Origin of the sequence: Histidinibacterium lentulum (assembly GCF_003789055.1) — a bacterium.
Classification (GTDB): Bacteria; Pseudomonadota; Alphaproteobacteria; order Rhodobacterales; family Rhodobacteraceae; genus Oceanicola; species Oceanicola lentulus.
The window spans coordinates 332541-349205 of sequence record NZ_ML119082.1 but is presented as its reverse complement, the minus strand read 5'-3'; the positions used below and the strand labels follow the sequence as shown (position 1 = coordinate 349205).

The 16665-nt window shown below is 68.9% G+C and carries 16 protein-coding genes; 8 read left to right on the top strand and 8 right to left on the bottom strand.

Annotated elements, in window-relative coordinates; genetic code table 11:
• Positions 1-49 precede the first annotated feature (49 nt).
• Positions 50-1615 carry a 2-isopropylmalate synthase gene (locus tag EAT49_RS04700; RefSeq protein WP_123641133.1) on the bottom strand — a complete coding sequence of 522 codons (1566 nt, stop codon included), beginning with the start codon at positions 1613-1615 and terminating at the stop codon, positions 50-52.
• A gap of 343 nt (positions 1616-1958) precedes the next feature.
• Here EAT49_RS04700 and EAT49_RS04695 point away from each other — a divergent pair, with 343 nt between their 5' ends.
• Complete coding sequence (locus EAT49_RS04695) at positions 1959-2621, top strand: SDR family NAD(P)-dependent oxidoreductase (protein ID WP_123641132.1); 663 nt, start codon at positions 1959-1961, stop codon at positions 2619-2621.
• The gene (locus tag EAT49_RS04690; RefSeq protein WP_185020642.1) at positions 2618-4144 is read left to right on the top strand and encodes a cryptochrome/photolyase family protein; all 1527 of its coding nucleotides are present in this window, start codon (positions 2618-2620) and stop codon (positions 4142-4144) included. The genes EAT49_RS04695 and EAT49_RS04690 overlap by 4 nt, the downstream gene beginning before the upstream one ends.
• Before the next feature lie 32 nt (positions 4145-4176).
• On the opposite strand, the gene EAT49_RS04685 is transcribed toward EAT49_RS04690, so the two are convergent.
• Together EAT49_RS04685 and EAT49_RS04680 are read right to left on the bottom strand one after the other, a co-directional pair.
• Positions 4177-4596: a PPC domain-containing DNA-binding protein gene (locus EAT49_RS04685; protein ID WP_246003761.1), complete on the bottom strand. Its 420-nt coding sequence runs from the start codon at positions 4594-4596 to the stop codon at positions 4177-4179.
• Positions 4593-6077 carry an MORN repeat-containing protein gene (locus EAT49_RS04680; protein WP_123641129.1) on the bottom strand — a complete coding sequence of 495 codons (1485 nt, stop codon included), beginning with the start codon at positions 6075-6077 and terminating at the stop codon, positions 4593-4595. Before EAT49_RS04680 ends, EAT49_RS04685 begins: the two co-directional genes overlap by 4 nt.
• Before the next feature lie 210 nt (positions 6078-6287).
• Between EAT49_RS04680 and EAT49_RS04675 the strand changes: the two genes are divergently transcribed.
• Positions 6288-8420, top strand: a complete 2133-nt coding sequence (locus EAT49_RS04675) for an OmpA family protein (RefSeq protein WP_123641128.1) — start codon at positions 6288-6290, stop codon at positions 8418-8420.
• Positions 8421-8740: 320 nt separating this feature from the next.
• Positions 8741-10543, top strand: a complete 1803-nt coding sequence (gene lepA, locus EAT49_RS04670; protein WP_123641127.1) for a translation elongation factor 4 — start codon at positions 8741-8743, stop codon at positions 10541-10543.
• 185 nt (positions 10544-10728) lie between these two features.
• On the opposite strand, the gene EAT49_RS04665 is transcribed toward lepA, so the two are convergent.
• The 3 genes from EAT49_RS04665 to EAT49_RS04655 all read right to left on the bottom strand — a co-directional run bounded on the left by EAT49_RS04665 (position 10729) and on the right by EAT49_RS04655 (position 13035).
• The gene (locus tag EAT49_RS04665) at positions 10729-11592 is read right to left on the bottom strand and encodes a DUF3800 domain-containing protein (protein WP_123641126.1); all 864 of its coding nucleotides are present in this window, start codon (positions 11590-11592) and stop codon (positions 10729-10731) included.
• Between the two features lie 368 nt (positions 11593-11960).
• Positions 11961-12581 carry a BrnA antitoxin family protein gene (locus EAT49_RS21405; protein ID WP_221181430.1) on the bottom strand — a complete coding sequence of 207 codons (621 nt, stop codon included), beginning with the start codon at positions 12579-12581 and terminating at the stop codon, positions 11961-11963.
• A gap of 184 nt (positions 12582-12765) precedes the next feature.
• Entirely contained in the window at positions 12766-13035 is a 270-nt protein-coding gene (locus EAT49_RS04655; protein ID WP_123641125.1) for a hypothetical protein, read from the bottom strand.
• 135 nt (positions 13036-13170) lie between these two features.
• Between EAT49_RS04655 and EAT49_RS04650 the strand changes: the two genes are divergently transcribed.
• The 4 genes from EAT49_RS04650 to EAT49_RS04635 all read left to right on the top strand — a co-directional run bounded on the left by EAT49_RS04650 (position 13171) and on the right by EAT49_RS04635 (position 14601).
• Positions 13171-13500, top strand: coding sequence for a DUF3140 domain-containing protein (locus EAT49_RS04650; RefSeq protein WP_123641124.1), 330 nt, complete (start codon positions 13171-13173; stop codon positions 13498-13500).
• 177 nt (positions 13501-13677) lie between these two features.
• Positions 13678-14025, top strand: a complete 348-nt coding sequence (locus tag EAT49_RS04645) for a DUF6455 family protein (protein WP_123641123.1) — start codon at positions 13678-13680, stop codon at positions 14023-14025.
• Positions 14026-14103: 78 nt separating this feature from the next.
• On the top strand, positions 14104-14283 hold the full coding sequence (locus tag EAT49_RS04640; protein WP_123641122.1) for a CTP synthetase: 180 nt from the start codon (positions 14104-14106) through the stop codon (positions 14281-14283).
• Between the two features lie 63 nt (positions 14284-14346).
• Entirely contained in the window at positions 14347-14601 is a 255-nt protein-coding gene (locus tag EAT49_RS04635) for a hypothetical protein (protein ID WP_123641121.1), read from the top strand.
• Here the strand turns inward: EAT49_RS04635 and EAT49_RS04630 are convergent.
• A complete protein-coding gene (locus EAT49_RS04630) occupies positions 14598-15332 on the bottom strand; it encodes an alpha/beta fold hydrolase (protein WP_123641120.1) in 735 nt (244 codons plus the stop codon). The two genes, EAT49_RS04635 and EAT49_RS04630, sit on opposite strands and share 4 nt — an antisense overlap.
• Positions 15329-16621, bottom strand: a complete 1293-nt coding sequence (gene glyA / locus EAT49_RS04625; protein WP_123641119.1) for a serine hydroxymethyltransferase — start codon at positions 16619-16621, stop codon at positions 15329-15331. Before glyA ends, EAT49_RS04630 begins: the two co-directional genes overlap by 4 nt.
• Between the last annotated feature and the right edge of the window lie 44 nt (positions 16622-16665).

Genomic DNA, 16665 nt, shown 5'->3' with positions numbered 1-16665 from the left:
CCGCCGAGGAGCGCACGGGAGGGTTGCGCGGCCCCCCTCCCGTGCCCGGTCATTCCCCCGCGTCCTTGTAGCTGATCTCCTTGACGTCCGCCCCCGGCGCCGTCTTCTGGCGCCGCACGATCAGGCGGTTAAGCGCGTTCACGTAGGCGCGCACGCTCGCCACCACCGTGTCGGTGTCGGACGACATTCCCGTGGCGATCCGCCCCTCCTCCTGCAGCCGGCAGCTCACCGTGGCCTGAGCGTCGGTTCCTTCCGTCACCGCATGCACCTGGTAGAGTTCGAGCCGCCCGCCATGGGGAAAGAGTGCCTTCACGGCGTTGAACGCAGCGTCCACCGGCCCGTCGCCCGTGGTTTCGACCTCCGTCTCCGCGCCATCGACCGACAGCACCATCCGAGCCTCCGCAGGCCCCCCGGTGCCGCAGACGACGCGCAGGGACACCAGCTTCACCTGGTCCTCCGACCCGTCGTTCTGACCCACGAGGGCCACGAGATCCTCGTCGTAGACCTCCTTCTTGCGGTCGGCGAGATCCTTGAACCGCACGAAGACATCGTTGAGCTGGTTGTCCGCGAGCTCGATCCCGAGGTCCTTCAGCTTCGCCCTCAGCGCCGCGCGCCCCGAATGCTTGCCCATGACCAGCGAGGTCTCCGACAGACCCACGTCCTCGGGCCGCATGATCTCGAAGGTCTCGGCGTTCTTCAGCATCCCGTCCTGGTGGATGCCGCTCTCGTGGGCGAAGGCGTTCTTGCCCACGATCGCCTTGTTGAACTGCACGGCGAAGCCCGAGACCGTGGCGACCCGGCGGCTCACCGCCATGATCTTGCGGGTGTCGATCCCGGTGTCGAAGGGCATGATGTCGTGGCGCACCTTCAGCGCCATCACCACCTCCTCGAGCGCGGTGTTCCCCGCGCGCTCCCCGAGGCCGTTGATCGTGCACTCGATCTGCCGCGCCCCGCCCTCGACGGCGGCGAGCGCATTGGCCGTCGCCATGCCCAGATCGTTGTGGCAGTGCGTGGCGAAGACCACGTCCTCCGCCCCCGGCACCGCCGCGATCAGCCGCCGGATCAGGTCGGCGCTCTCCCGCGGCGCGGTATAGCCCACGGTGTCGGGAATGTTGATCGTGGTGGCCCCGGCGCGAATGGCGATCTCCACCACCCGGCACAGATAGTCCCATTCCGTCCGCGTCGCGTCCATCGGCGACCACTGCACGTTGTCGCAGAGGTTGCGCGCGTGGGTCACCGTCTCGTGGATGCGCTCGGCCATCTCGTCCATGGTCAGGTTCGGGATGGCGCGGTGCAGCGGCGAGGTGCCGATGAAGGTGTGGATGCGCGGGGAGCGCGCATGCTTCACCGCCTCCCAGCAGCGGTCGATATCCTTGAGATTGGCGCGCGCCAGCCCGCAGATCGTGGCGTCCTTCGCCCGCTCCGCGATCTCCTTCACCGCCCGGAAGTCGCCCTCCGAGGCGATGGGAAAGCCCGCCTCGATGATGTCGACGCCCATCTCGTCGAGCATGGTGGCGATCTCGAGCTTCTCGCCATGGGTCATCGTCGCGCCCGGGCTCTGCTCGCCGTCGCGCAGCGTGGTGTCGAAGATCAACACTCGGTTCTTGTCGGTCATGGTCGGTATCCTGTGTTTCTGCTTCTCGGCGCGAAAGCTGACCTCTGAGCGCTCGCGCCCGGGGGCACGCTCAGAGGCGGCTAAGCAGAAGCAGGCCGAGCGGCAGCCGGGCCGCGGCGGCCCGGATCGAGGGGATATGGCGCTCGGTCGTCATGGCGCCGCACTATACGCCTTGCGCCGGGTTTGGGAAGGGGGAGGATCGACTTTCGCGCCAGAGATGCCTCCCCCGTAGGATGGGTTTCCAACCCATCCCCCGCACCCATCCTCCTTACCGGGGACCCCGCACCCCCTCGCAACATCCGGCCCCGGCCCTACGTCCCGCCAGACCCGGAAGGAGCACCCCATGAAGGAAGCCCTCGTCATCGGCGCTTCGGGCGGCATCGGCGCCGCCCTCGCGGCCGAACTCTACCGCCGCGGCGCCCGCGTCACCGCGCTGTCGCGCAAGCTGGACGGGCTGGACGTGACCGATCCCGACAGCGTCGCCACCCATCTCGGCGCCCTCGCCGGACCCTTCGACACGATCGTCCTCGCCACGGGTATTCTCGCCCCCGAGGGCATGGGGCCGGAAAAGGCCCTGTCGCAGGTCTCGCCCGAGCAGATGGCCCGGACCTTCGCCGTCAACACCCTCGGCCCCGCCCTCGTCCTCGCGGAGGTCGAACGGCTCCTGCCCCGCAGGGATCCCTCCCGCGTCGGCGTCCTGTCGGCCCGCGTCGGCTCCATCGGTGACAACCGGATCGGCGGCTGGCATTCCTACCGCGCCTCCAAGGCCGCGGTGAACCAGATCGTCCGCGGCGCGGCCATCGAGATCGGCCGCAAGCGCAAGGAGGCCGCGATCGTCGCCCTGCACCCCGGCACGGTCGACACGCCCTTCACCGCCGACTACCCCGGACACAGCAAGGTCGCCGCCGACGAGGCCGCGCGGAACCTCTGCGACGTGCTCGCCTCGCTCACCCCCGGGCAGACCGGCCGCTTCTTCGCCTGGGACGGCAGCGAGATTCCCTGGTGAGCCGCCTCGTCCTGATCCTCGGCGACCAGCTCTCGCCCGGCATCCGCGCGCTCCGCGAGGCCGACAAGGCCCGCGACACGGTGGTGATGGCCGAGGTGGCGGACGAGGCATCCTACGTTCCCCACCACCCGAAAAAGATCGCCTTCCTCTTCGCGGCCATGCGCAAGTTCGCCGCCGAGCTCGAGGACGACGGCTGGACCGTCCGCTACACCCGCCTCGACGATCCCGCGAACACGGGCTCCATCCCCGGCGAACTACTCCGTCATGCCGACGACACCGGCGCCGAGGAGGTCCTCGCCACCGAACCCGGAGAGTTCCGCCTGATCGCGGCGCTGGAGGATTGTCCTGTTCCGGTCCACCTCTTCGAGGACGACCGCTTTCTCGCCAGCCATGCGGCGTTCGACGACTGGGCCACGGACCGCAAGACGCTCCGGATGGAGTATTTCTACCGCGAGATGCGCCGCAGGACGGGTATCCTGATGGAGGAGGGCGAGCCCGCGGGCGGCAAGTGGAACTACGACAGCGAGAATCGCAAGCCGCCGCCCGAAGGCCTGGATGCCTCGGGCCCCATGCAGTTCACCCCCGACGCGACGGTGGAGGAGGTGCTGGCCCTGGTCGAGGACCGCTTCGGCGACAATTTCGGCACCCTGCGCCCGTTCTGGTTCGCCACGACCCGGGCCGAAGCCCGCCGCCACCTCGCCCACTGGGTGCGCCGGTCCCTGCCGTCCTTCGGCGACTACCAGGACGCGATGCTCTCGGGCGAGCGGTTCCTCTACCACTCCGTCACCGGCCTCTACCTCAACGCGGGCCTCCTCGATCCGCGCGAGGTCTGCGACGCCGCCGAACAGGCCTGGCGCGACGGTCACGCGCCGCTCAACGCCGTCGAGGGCTTCATCCGCCAGATCATCGGCTGGCGCGAATACATGCGCGGCATCTACTTCCATCACGGCCCCGACTACCTGGACCGCAACGCGCTGGGCCACGACCGCGCCCTGCCGGCGATGTTCTGGGGCGGGAAAACGGACATGCGCTGCATCTCCGAATGCGTCGAACAGACCCGGGAGGAGGCCTATGCCCACCACATCCAGCGCCTGATGGTCACGGGAAATTTCGCGCTTCTGGCGGGCATCGCGCCGCGCGAGATCCACGACTGGTACATGGCCGCCTATGCCGACGCCTACGAATGGGTCATGGCGGGCAACACGATCGGCATGACGCAATTCGCGGACGGCGGCGTGGTCGCCTCGAAGCCCTATGTCTCCTCGGGCAACTACATCGACCGGATGTCGGATTACTGCAAATCCTGCGCCTATTCGGTGAAGGCGAAGACGGGGCAGGGGGCCTGCCCCTTCAACCTGCTCTACTGGGATTTCCTCGCCCGCCACCGCAGCCGGTTCGAGGGCAACCCCCGCATGGCGCAGATGTACCGCACCTGGGACCGCATGGACGAGGACCGCCGAACGACGATCCGCAACGAGGCCGCGGCCTGGCTCTCCCGTCTCGACTCCGGCGAGCCGGTCTGAGCCGCGCCGAACATTCGCGAAGGATCGGCCCCTTACCCCGGCCGCGTCACCACCAGCTCCCGCGCGCCCGTCACCTCATCCGGCTCCCGCGCAAAGACCATGTCCCCGCCCAGCCACAGGACCACCTCCGCGGTGGTGCGCACCTCGCAGCCGGCCAGCAGATGCCCGCCCCGCATCGCGCCGTCCCGGTCCGACACCGCCAGATGCAGGTGCGGCCCGTCCGGCGAGAGCGTGCCCGACAGGCTCACGATCTCCAGCGGCCCCGGAACCTCCGTCCCCTCATCCCTGTCCGCATAGCGCAGGACGGCGCGCGTCAGGCTCCCCGCGCAGGCGATCACGGCGCCCGCCGCGGCGCCGCTCCGGGCGAACCGCGCCTCGAGCGCCTGCCGCAGATCCTCCCCCGGCCGCAGCCGGACCGCGTCGAACCGGGCCGCCTCCGCGGACCTGCTCACTCCGCGCCGGCCTCGGGCTCGACCACGGCCGCTGCCGGGCTCGGCGACACCAGATCGCCGTCCCGCCATGTCCCCGTGGCCTCCTCGCCGGTGGCATAGCGCATCGTGCCGCTGCCCTGCCTGCGGCCGTCCACGAACTCGCCCTCGTAGACGTCGCCGTTGCTGTAGCGCGCGGTGCCCATGCCGTGGATCTCGCCCTCCCGCCATTCGCCCTCGTAGACGAAGCCGTCCGGCATGGTGATCCGCCCCATCCCGTGGCGCTGGCCGTCCACGAAGGCGCCCTCGTAGACCGTGCCGTCCGAATAGGTCGCGACGCCCTCGCCATGGCGCTGCCCGTCGACCCATTCGCCTTCGTAGGTATAGCCGTCGCCATAGGTCATCCGGCCCTGGCCGTGGTTGCGCGCGTTGCGGAACCCGCCCTCGTAGACCAGCCCGTTGGCATAGGTGGCGGTCCCCTCGCCGTCGATGACGCCCGCGACCCAGTGCCCCTCGTAGGTCGAGCCGTCGGGATAGGTGATCCGACCCACCGAGCAATGGGCGACCTCGCCGCCGCCCTCGCCGGTCTCCGCACAGCGCGTATCCGCCAGGTCGGCCCGCAGCGTGCCTTCGTAGATCGAGCCGTCCGGATAGGTCACCCGGCCCTCGCCCTCGATCCGGCCCTCGACCCAGTCGCCCACGTAGCGGTAGCCGTCCGTCCCGGTGAAGGTGCCCCGGCCGTGCCGCCGGTCGTCCATGAACTCGCCCCGGTAGACATCGCCGTTGGCATAGGTCACGACGCCCTCGCCCTGGCGCTTGCCGGCCACCAGCGTGCCCTCGTAGACATCGCCGCCCGGCTGCTCCAGCCGGCCATCGCCCTCGATCTGTCCGTCCACCCAGGCGCCCGTGTAGACGAGGCCGTCGGGCAGGGTGAGCGTGCCCTGTCCCTCGCGCTCGCCCGCCATCATGGCGCCCTCGTAGACCGCGCCGTCGGGATAGGTGATCCGCCCCGTCCCCTCCTTGACGCCGTTGACCCAGTCGCCCTCGTAGACATAGCCCGAGGGCGCCTCCATCCGGCCGCGCCCGTGGTGCATCGCGTTGCGGAACTCGCCCTCGTAGACCACGCCGTTGGCATAGCGCGCCACGCCCTGGCCGACGATCCTGCCGTCGTCCCACTCGCCCTCGTAGGTGCCGCCGTCGGCGAAGGTGATCGCGCCCACGCCCTGGGGCTTTCCTGCGGCGAACTCGCCCTCGTAGACCGAGCCGTTGGGGAATCGCGCGACCCCCTCGCCGCGGATCTCGCCCTCGAACCACTGGCCGGAGTATTCGTAGCCGTTGGGCAGACGGTAGGTGCCCTGGCCGTGCTGGCGCCCGTTGAGAAAGGTCCCCTCGTAGATCCCGCCGTCGTCGTACTGCTTGGTCTCGACGGTCTGCGCCCAGCCCGGACCGGCCAGCGCCACCGCGCACAGCACCGGTCCCAGCGCCTGTCTGATCGCGCGTCTCATGCAAGCTGCTCCCATCGGCTTCCGGAGCCGCAGATTAGGCGAGACCCCGCCGCGCGGCAACAAGCCTCCGCCCGCCCGGCGTCCTTCCGCGGTCACGACCCCGCGCGCGCCCGCGCCCTCCGCGGACGCGCCGTCACAGGAACAAGCCGCGAAACCCGCGCGTAATCCCCCGGACCGGCGCTCCGCGCGCTCACAGCACAGGACAGCATCATGGCCGACACATCCCTCCGCTCGAGCACCGCCCTTGCCCTGGCCCTGACCCTCGGCATGGCGCCCCTGTCCCTCTCCGCCCAGGAGTCCGATCTGCCCCCCTGCGGCGAGGACGTCCCCTTCCCCTGCCTCGACGCGGAGGGGAACGTGACCGAGGCGCCCGCCGGGGACGACGCCGCGGCCGCCGACGAGGCCGGAGACCCGCCCGCCGCGCCCGCGGACGACGCCGGGGACACCCCGCCCGCCGAGGACGCCGACGCCCCGCCCGCCGGGTCGGCCGAAACCGACGCCCCCGACCCCGAGCCCGAGGCCGCCGAACCCGAGCCGCAGCCCGAAGCTGACACCCCCGAACCACAGCCCGAAGCCCCCGAGGCCGGACCTGCCGACCCCGGGCCCGAGGCCGAAGCCCCCGATCCCGAACCCGAAGCCGCCGACCTTGCCGAACACGAGCCCGACGCGGACGCCCCCGAACCGCCCGCGGAGCCCGCCCCCGAGGCAGAGGAGCCGCCCGCCCCGGAGCCCGCCGAACCGCCCGCCGGGCTCGCGGCCCCCGACGACGCGCCCGAAGCCGATCTCCCGGACCCCTCCGCCCCGGACGAGGCCCCCGCAGACGGGACAGGAGAGGGCGCCGAGACCTCCGCCGATGCCCCTGCCGAAGACCCCGCTCCCGAGGCGGCGGACCCCGTCGCCGACGGAGAGGTGACGCCCCCCGACATGCCGGACCCCGAGGCCGCGCCCGAGATGACGGAGGACCCCGCCCCCGACATCCCCGCACCGGACGACGCCACAGACGCCCCCGCGGCCGATGACGCACCCGAGCGCCCCGCATCCGGCGACACGGCGGAACCCGCCGCGCCCGACGACACGACCGAGCTGCCCGGCGAGACGGCGGAACCCCCCGCTCCCGACGATACGACCGAGCCCCCCGGCGACACGGCGGAGCCCGCCGCGCCTGACGTCCCCGCGCCCGGCGACACCCCCGAACCTCCGGCGCCGGACGAGCCGGTCGAGGCCCCCGCGCCGGACGGGCCCCCGGCGGCCGAAGCGCCCGCCGCCGCTCCGCCGGCCGCGCCCCGCGCCGCGGACCGGCCGACGCCTCCACCCGCCGCCGCCCGCGAAGATGCAGAGCCGGTGGAGGTCGGCACCGAGGAGGTGACCGAGGCCGATACGCGCGACTCCACCGAGGATTTCCCGAACCTCGTCGCCGGCGAGAGCGCCGGAACCGGCGCGGCGGCCGACGGCGGCGACCGCTCGGGCCTCTCCGCCTTCGAGCGCGCCGTGATCCTCGGCCTCGGCGCCGTGGCCGTGGGCTCGATCCTCAGTTCCGGCGAGGAGGTCGTGGCCAATACCGGCGACCGCCTCGTGGTGCGCGAGGGGGACGAGCTCTATGTGCTCAAGAACGACGACGTGATCCTGCGCCAGCCCGGCAGCGAGATCCGCACCCAGACCTACGAGGACGGCTCCACCCGCACCGTCATCACCCGCCCGGACGGGGTGGAGGTGGTGACCCTCCGCGCCGCCGACGGCACCGTGCTGCGCCGGGTCCGGATCCTTCCGGACGGCACCCGCACGGTGATCTTCGACGACACCGCCCAGGTTCCGCCCGTGGATGTCTCGGCCCTTCCCGCGCCTCCCGCGGGCGAGGCCCGCAGGCTCACCGCCACGGATACCGAGGCGCTGCGCCGGGCGCTCGCCACGCGGACCACGCCGGGGATCGACCGCGCCTTCTCCCTCCGGCAGATCCGGCAGATCTACGAGGTCCGGGTCCTGGCGCCCGAGATCGAGCTCGACGCGATCAACTTCCGCACCGGCTCGGCGGCGATCCCGCCCTCCGAGGCGGAGGACCTCTCCCTGATCGGGCGGATCATCGCCGCGATCATCGACGAGGATCCGGACTCGGTCTTCCTCGTGGAGGGCCATACGGATGCGGTGGGCGATGCGGCCTACAACCTCGCCCTCTCGGACCGCCGCGCCGAGTCGGTGGCCCTCGCGCTGACCGAGTATTTCGACGTGCCGCCCGAGAACCTGATCACCCAGGGCTACGGCGAAAGCCGCCTCAGGATCGAGACCGAGGCCGCCGAGCCGGCCAACCGCCGGGCCGTGGTCCGCAACATCACCCCGCTCCTGCGCTAGCGCCTCGGGCGTCCCGGTCTCCCCGGGGCGCCCGACTGCCTCCGCCTGCCCGCAGCCGCCCCGGCCCGGGCCTCTCTGCCGGCCCCCTCCCTTTTCTGGCCTGAAGTATCCCGGGGGGAATGGCGAAAGCCGCGGCTTTCGCCATGGGGGGCAGCGCCCCCCGGCCTGCCCGGAGCCCGCCGCAGGCGGGGCCGGGCGCATCATGGGTGCCGCAGGCACTCCACGGGATCCCCTCCGCCACGGTCCGCGGCGGCCCCGCGCCTACTGGAAACCGCCGCGTTTTCGGATATGTGAGCGCGGACCCTTTCAGGACTGGCCGCATGACCGACCTCGCCCGCATCCGCAACTTCTCCATCGTCGCCCATATCGACCACGGCAAGTCGACCCTCGCCGACCGGCTGATCCAGCTCACCGGCACCGTGGCCGAGCGCGACATGAAGGAGCAGCTCCTCGACGCCATGGACATCGAGCGCGAGCGCGGCATCACCATCAAGGCCAACACCGTCCGCATCGAATACCCGGCGAAGGACGGTCACACCTACATCCTCAACCTGATCGACACCCCCGGCCACGTCGATTTCGCCTACGAGGTCTCCCGCTCCATGCAGGCGGTCGAGGGCTCGCTCCTCGTGGTGGACGCCACCCAGGGCGTCGAGGCGCAGACCCTGGCCAATGTCTACGCCGCCATCGACGCCGACCACGAGATCGTGCCCGTCCTCAACAAGATCGACCTGCCCGCCGCCGAGCCCGACCGCATCCGCGAGCAGATCGAGGACATCATCGGCATCGACGCCTCCGAGGCCTGCCTGATCTCCGCCAAGACCGGCCTCGGCATCCCCGACGTGCTCGAGGCCATCGTCACCCGCCTGCCGCCCCCGCATTCGGGCGACCGCGAGGCGCCGCTCAAGGCCATGCTGGTCGATTCGAAATACGACCCCTACCTCGGCGTCGTGGTCATCGTCCGGGTCATCGACGGCGTGCTGAAGAAGGGCCAGCGCATCAAGATGATGAAGACGGGCGGCACCTACGACATCGACCGGATCGGCGTCTACCGCCCCGCCATGCAGGAGGTGGCGGAGCTCGGCCCCGGCGAGATCGGCTACATCACCGCCCAGATCAAGCAGGTCCGCGACACCCGCGTCGGCGACACGATCACCACCGAGAAGAAGGGCACCGAGACGCCGCTGCCCGGTTTCAAGCCCTCCATTCCCGTCGTCTTCTGCGGGCTCTTTCCCGTCGACAGCTCCGAATTCGAGGACCTGCGCGACGCGATCGAGAAGCTCGCCCTGAACGACGCCTCCTTCTCCTTCGAGATGGAAACCTCCGCCGCGCTGGGTTTCGGCTTCCGCTGCGGCTTTCTCGGCCTTCTGCACCTCGAGGTGATCCGCGACCGGATCGAGCGCGAGTACAACATCGAGCTGATCACCACCGCCCCCTCGGTGGTCTACCATGTCCACATGCGCTCGGGCGAGATGATCGAGCTGCACAACCCCGCCGACATGCCCGACCCGACCATCGTCGACCACATCGAGGAGCCGCGGATCAAGGCCACGATCCTCGTCCCCGACGACTACCTGGGCGACGTGCTGAAACTCTGCCAGGACCGCCGCGGCATCCAGCTCGAGCTGACCTATGCCGGCACGCGCCCCCTCGTCGTCTACGACCTCCCCCTCAACGAAGTGGTGTTCGACTTCTACGACAGGCTCAAGAGCGTTACCAAAGGCTATGCGAGCTTCGACTACCAGATGATCGGCTACCGGCAGGACAGCCTCGTCAAGATGCAGATCCTCGTGAACGACGAGCCGGTGGACGCGCTCTCCATGATGGTCCACCGCGACCGCGCCGAGATGCGCGGCCGGGCCATGTGCGAGAAGCTCAAGGAGCTGATCCCGCGCCACATGTTCAAGATCCCGATCCAGGCCGCCATCGGCGGCAAGGTCATCGCCCGCGAGACCCTGTCGGCCCTCCGCAAGGACGTCACCGCCAAATGCTACGGCGGCGACGCCACCCGCAAGCGCAAGCTCCTCGACAAGCAGAAGGCCGGCAAGAAGAAGATGCGCCAGTTCGGCAAGGTGGATATTCCTCAGGAGGCGTTTATTTCCGCGCTGAAGATGGATGGGTGAGAGCGACCGCAAATCGCTCCAGTGGAGCGATTTCGCGCTCGAACGCGCGATCCGCAAGGATCGCGCCGGGGGTGACGCTCACGGAACGGTCGCGCGGCGCTGATGAGGGCGGTGGACGAAAGCGATTGCCCCGCAATCGCGTGCCCACACCATTGGGCACAGCACCTCAGCCTGTGTTTGGCGCCCTATGAGGTGGCATCCTCGTGATTCCTTCGTGACCGAAAGAGTTCACCGCCAGGGCGTTTAGTAAGTCCATCGCTTACTACAAAACCGCCACGGCTGCGACCGCTCGCCTCGTTGTATCGAAACTGCCGACCTTTCAGCCATGTTCGATACTTGTCCTTGATGACGTGGTATCTCGGCCGAACGTGAATGGACTTTATGATGCCATCGCAGTACGTTGAGAGCGCGATTGGTGTAACAATGGCTGATGCGATGAGATCTGCTAGCTGAAGACCCGCGTGATTGTTGGAGTGGGAAAATGCTGGAAGTTCTATTATACGGTCATATGCGTCTCCCGTGCCTTTGAACTTTTGGGTAAAAACGGAATGTGCTACCTGCGTGTTGAGGTGTTGAACACGACTGTCAACTACAACAAATCCGTAGTCATCGTGTTGGGTGAGGTATCGTTGGAAGTCCGTATAGATGGATTGGATAGACGATGTATAAACAGCCATTCCTTTCATAGGTTGACCGATTCCTTTGATCCAGACTCTGCCGACAACTCTTATATCTGATTTATCTGCAGTTACCGTGACCTGGTCCAAGACGCCGAATGAATGACGTCGATCATTTCTGCTCCCGCTGCAGGCTCGCTTCCGGATATCGGAGCCCTTGATTTCTTCACGAATCCAATCGAGGTGCGTTGCCGTGCTTGGAAGCAACTTAGGGTAGAATCGCTGCTTGAGGTCGATCAGATCACTCGTGAGCTGGTGGAGCGACCCGTAGTCGATGAAGACACCGACGACCACGAGCGAAGGCTGGATACTAGATGTTGCGCTAGGAAGCGCCCCAGTACACCCTGCCTCGTCTATGTAGCAGATTCTCACTCGGGATTCACCTAATCTTATGGAAGATCGTTGACACTGCGGGCTTCGCTCATCATATCTGAGCGTAGCAATCGCTAGTAGTCGAACTGCGTAGCAGGCGACAAGTCCTATAGCCACCTTCGGGTGGCTATAGTTGTTTTTGCTTGACTAAACAACGCGTCAGGCTGACGATGCTTGCATCGTCAGCCTGACGCGTTAGTGGTCTTTAGCGGGTCCAGTCGGCTGCCGAGGCCCCTGCAATCTTGGTTCCGCCGTACACCTGCCACACCCCGATCACTCACGCGAGCGTGAGAAGCGTCATGCTTCCAGTTCCTCCCCAACCGCGCGGAGCTCCGCCGCACCGCCTCCGCCAAACTGGCCCGAGGACCTCAAAACTCCCCCCGCAGCCTCTTCCCCACCTCCGCCCTCAGCCGCTTCATCGCCGCCTTCTTCCGCTCCTGCCGCTCCACCACCCACAGCGGCTTGTCCCCCAGCGCCTCCTTCTGCAGCTCCCGCCGCTCCCGCGCCTCGCGGTCCGCCTCCCGCGCCAGCGCCCGGTCCCGCTCCGCCAGCTCCTGCTCCACCTCCTCGGGGTCGCGGAAGGGCCGGCGGATCGGCAGACGGTCGCTCCGCATCATCTGGAGATACCGCATCGCCTGGTGCTCGCCCTTGGCCTGCTCCCTCTGCTTCTCCGTCACCGGCTCGATGTCGTCCCCCGGCTCCGGCAACAGCTCGCAGAGGCGCGAGAGCATGTAGCTGCGCAGCACCTTCGCCACGATCTCCTGGTAGCCCTTGCCGTAGGAGCGGAAGAACTTCAGCACGTCGCGGTCCACCCGAAGCGTCACCCGCAGGCGGTCCCCGTCCGGCTCCTTTCGGATGTCCTCCCAGCCCATGGGCAGGCGGCCCCGCAGCAGGTCCGGGTGCACCGTGTCGTTGGCGAGCGACATCATCAGGTCGGTCAGCTCGCCGAACCGGCGGCGCTGGGTTTTCGAGAGGGGACGGTCGGACATGGCGCAGGACTCCGCTGAAGGCGCGGACATCCTCGCCGGACGGGGTTAACACGGCCCCTGCGCGCCGTCCTGTGCACGCGCGGTGCACGCCCTGCATCACTGCCGGTCGGGCGGGGTGCCGCCCGGCGCGCCGTCCGGCGATGCGCCGCGGCCGCCGGGGCGGGCGTTGCGGTAACGTCTCGGGCTAGCCCCGCGCCGCCTCCGGATGGTCCGCGATGAAGGTCCGGAGCACCGCGAAGAGCTCCCGCGCATGGCCCGTCTCGCCCCGGTGGAGGGCGGCGCGGATGTCCTCGCAGATCATCTCGTTGACCCGGTGCGCGCCGTGATGGACATGCATCAGGTACTCCCCCAGGAGGGCGGCGTTCAGCTCGCCCACATGCTCGTGCTCCGCGATGGCCGCGATCTCGCCCCGCGTGAGGCAGGTCATGTCCTCGATGTCGTCGATGTTGATCATGCCGGTTCCTCCCCCTGGCGCCCGATCGCGTCAAATTGCCATGGCGCGGCCCCGCCCGCCTTGATCCGCGTCAAGGGGCGCGGAACCCCGGAAGCCCTGCTTCTGTTGGGGTCCGGCGACACCGGAGGCCCCGACATGGCGAAATCGAGAGACGAGATCTGGTCCGAGTGGCAGGCGCTCGTGAACATGACCCCGAAGGAGCTGGAGGACTGGCTCGAGACCCGGGAAAGCCGCTCCGTCGGAGATACCGACGACGGCGAGTCCACCGGCCACAGGTCCGGCCGCCGCATCCTCCGCCTCCTCGGCACCCGCAAGGACGATCTCGCCGGCGACGACTGGGACCACATGGCCAAGGTCACCGGCTACATCAGGCGCCACACCGCCCAGCGCCCCGAGGGCGACGTCACCGACACCCGCTGGCGCTACAGCCTGATGAACTGGGGCCACGACCCCCTGAAGGACTGAGCGCGCGGCGGGGCAGGGACGTTAACCCCGCCGTGCGACGTGACCGTCACCCTGTCACGTCCAGGCGACAGGTGTCGCTGTAAACTTTCTGATACAGTTTTTGATCCATCCCCTTGCACCCCCCGTAAAAACCCCAACTGTCGCGGAGAGGCTTGGGAGGGCGCGAAAGTGGTTCAGATGCTTCAGGACGTGTCGCAAAGGGTTTCGCACCGGTTCGAACTCAGGCGCCGGATGATGGGCCGCATGGGCATCGCGCCGGACCCGGACCTGGCCGTTGCGCTGTCGCGGGAAATCCGGGCGACCGTTCTCGCCTGCGCCGAATGCGGCAACACCGACATCTGCGCCGGCTGGCTCGACCAGGGCGGCCGCGGCCTGCCGGTCTTCTGCCGGGCCCGCCAGGCCTTTGCGGACCTCGCCCGCGCCGCGGCCAGCGCCGAGGGGGAGGCGGAGGAGGCCTGCGACGTGGTCTGGGTCAGCCAGCGCCTCCGGGCCCTGCCGGACCGGGGCGCCCGCGGCGCGGCCTGAGGGCTTGAGCGACATCAAGGCGCGCGGCCGGCGCCCGTGTCACGCGGCACAGGTGCAACTCGACTGTCGGAGAACGCCATGATCCGCCTTGCCGTCACGCTCCATTCCCTCATCGGGACAACGCTTGCCGGCTCCCTCGTCACGGCCGTGCTCGTGGCGGGCTACGGCACGCTGGCGCCGATCCTCGCCGCCGCGGCCTTGGGCTTTCTTGCTGCGATCCCGGCGAGCCTCCTCGTGGCGAAGCGCATCCTCGGCTGACCGGGCATCCTGTCGGGGAACGCCCCTCCTGCTTCGGCGTTGAGCCTCCGAAAGGAGACCGCCATGGACCGATTGTCGATCGTACTCACCCTGATGACCGCGGCCGTGATTTCCTACGCCGTGGGCGTCGTTTTGCTGATGTTCGGCTACTACACCTGGTGGGCCTTCGCCGGATCCTGGACGGTGGGCTTCATCCTCTGCTGGCCCGCGGCCTACTGGATCTCGCGCAAGATCAAGGCCAACGATCCGTTCTGGAACGAGAAGCGCAAGGACGAGGTCGACGGCTGGGTGCCCGACCCGGACCACCGCGAGGTCTAGCCGTCGAGAAAGGTCCGCACCGCCGCCTCGAACTCCCGCGGCTTCTCGGCGTGAAGGAAATGCCCCGCTCCGGGGATCCGGGCAAACCGCGCCGCCGGGAACAGCCGTGTTATGTCCTCCCGATGCTCGGGGCGGACATAATCGCTCTCGGCGCCCGACAGAAACAGCGCAGGGCCTTCGTAGCGCATCTCGATGGGTGGCCAGCCCAGGATCTTCGGCATGTCCCGCCGCAGCGTCCCGAGGTTCACGAGCCACTGCCCGGCGCCGAGATCCAGGCTCTGGAGCAGGAAATCCTTCAGCTCCTCCGGCGCCTCCAGCTTCTCCCGCGCCGCCGCGCGCGAGGGCTGGGCAGGGTCAAGCGCCGCCATCGCCTCCAGCATCGGATGGGTCGTGCCGCCGTAATCCACCGGCGCCATGTCGGCCACGATCAGCCGCTCCACCGCTTCGGGCCGGGTCAGCGCGAGCCACATCGCGGCCTTGCCGCCCATGGAATGCCCCAGCACCGCACCCCCCGCCAGCGGCTCCAGATCCGCGGCGAGGTCGGGATAGCCGTGGCTTTCGGTCCAGGGGCTGCGGCCGTGGTTGCGCAGGTCCGGCACCGTCACCTCGAACCGATCCGCCAGCCGCCGCGCCAGCGAGCCGAAGTTCCGGGCCTGCCCGAAGAGCCCGTGCACGAGGAGCAGCCGCCGCGGCTGCCCCTCGCCGTATGTATCGACACGAAGCTCCGTCACAGCGCAGGGTAGACCGGGAAGCGCCCGCAGAGCTCCTCGACCTCGGCGCGGACCTTGTCCTCGACCGCGGCGTTCTCCTCGCCGTTGGCGGCAAGCCCGTCCACCACCTCGACGATCCAGTCGGCGATCTGCCGGAACTCGGGCTCGAGGAATCCCCGCGTCGTCCCCGCCGGAGAGCCGAGCCGGATGCCCGAGGTCACCGCCGGCTTCTCGGGATCGAAGGGGATGCCGTTCTTGTTGCAGGTGATATGGGCCCGCCCGAGCGCGGTCTCGGTCGCGTTGCCCTTCACGCCCTTGGGCCGCAGGTCCACCAGCATGACATGGCTGTCCGTGCCCCCCGTGACGATGTCGAGCCCGCCCTTCATCAGCTGATCCGCCAGCGCCTGGGCGTTCCTGACCACCTGTTCCTGGTAGGTCTTGAACTCCGGCCGCAGCGCCTCGCCGAAAGCCACGGCCTTGGCCGCGATCACATGCATCAGCGGGCCGCCCTGGATGCCGGGGAAGATGGCGGAGTTGAACTTCTTCGCCAGCGCCTCGTCGTCCGTCAGGATCATGCCGCCGCGCGGGCCGCGCAGGGTCTTGTGCGTCGTCGTGGTCGCGGCATGGGCATGGGGGAAGGGCGAGGGGTAGAGCCCCGCCGCCACCAGCCCCGCGAAATGCGCCATGTCCACCAGCAGATACGCCCCCACGCTGTCCGCGATCTCGCGGAACCTCGCGAAGTCGAGGATGCGCGGAATGGCCGAGCCGCCCGCGATGATCATCTTCGGCCGGTGCTCCAGCGCCAGTTCCGCGATCTGGTCGTAATCCGGCAGGTTGTCCTGCTGGCGCACGCCGTACTGCACCGCGTTGAACCACTTGCCCGACTGGTTCGGTTTCGCGCCATGGGTCAGGTGCCCGCCCGCATCGAGGCTCATGCCGAGGATCGTGTCCCCGGGCTGCAGCAGCGCGGTGAACACGCCCTGGTTCGCCTGGCTGCCGGAGTTCGGCTGCACGTTGGCGAAGCCGCAGCCGAACAACTTCTTGGCGCGCTCGATCGCCAGCTCCTCGGCGATGTCCACGAACTGGCAGCCGCCGTAGTAGCGCCGGCCCGGATAACCCTCGGCGTACTTGTTCGTCATCACGCCGCCCTGGGCCTCCATCACGGCGGCCGAGACGATGTTCTCGCTGGCGATCAGCTCGATCTCGTTGCGCTGCCGACCGAGCTCCTTTTCCATGGCGGACCAGATCTCGGGGTCTCGGGTTGCCAGGCGTTCGGTGAAGAAACCGTCGTCGCGGGTGCGGGCGTTCATGTCTGTCTCCGTCTCGGTCCGGGTATTCCTGCGGAATGTGCCCT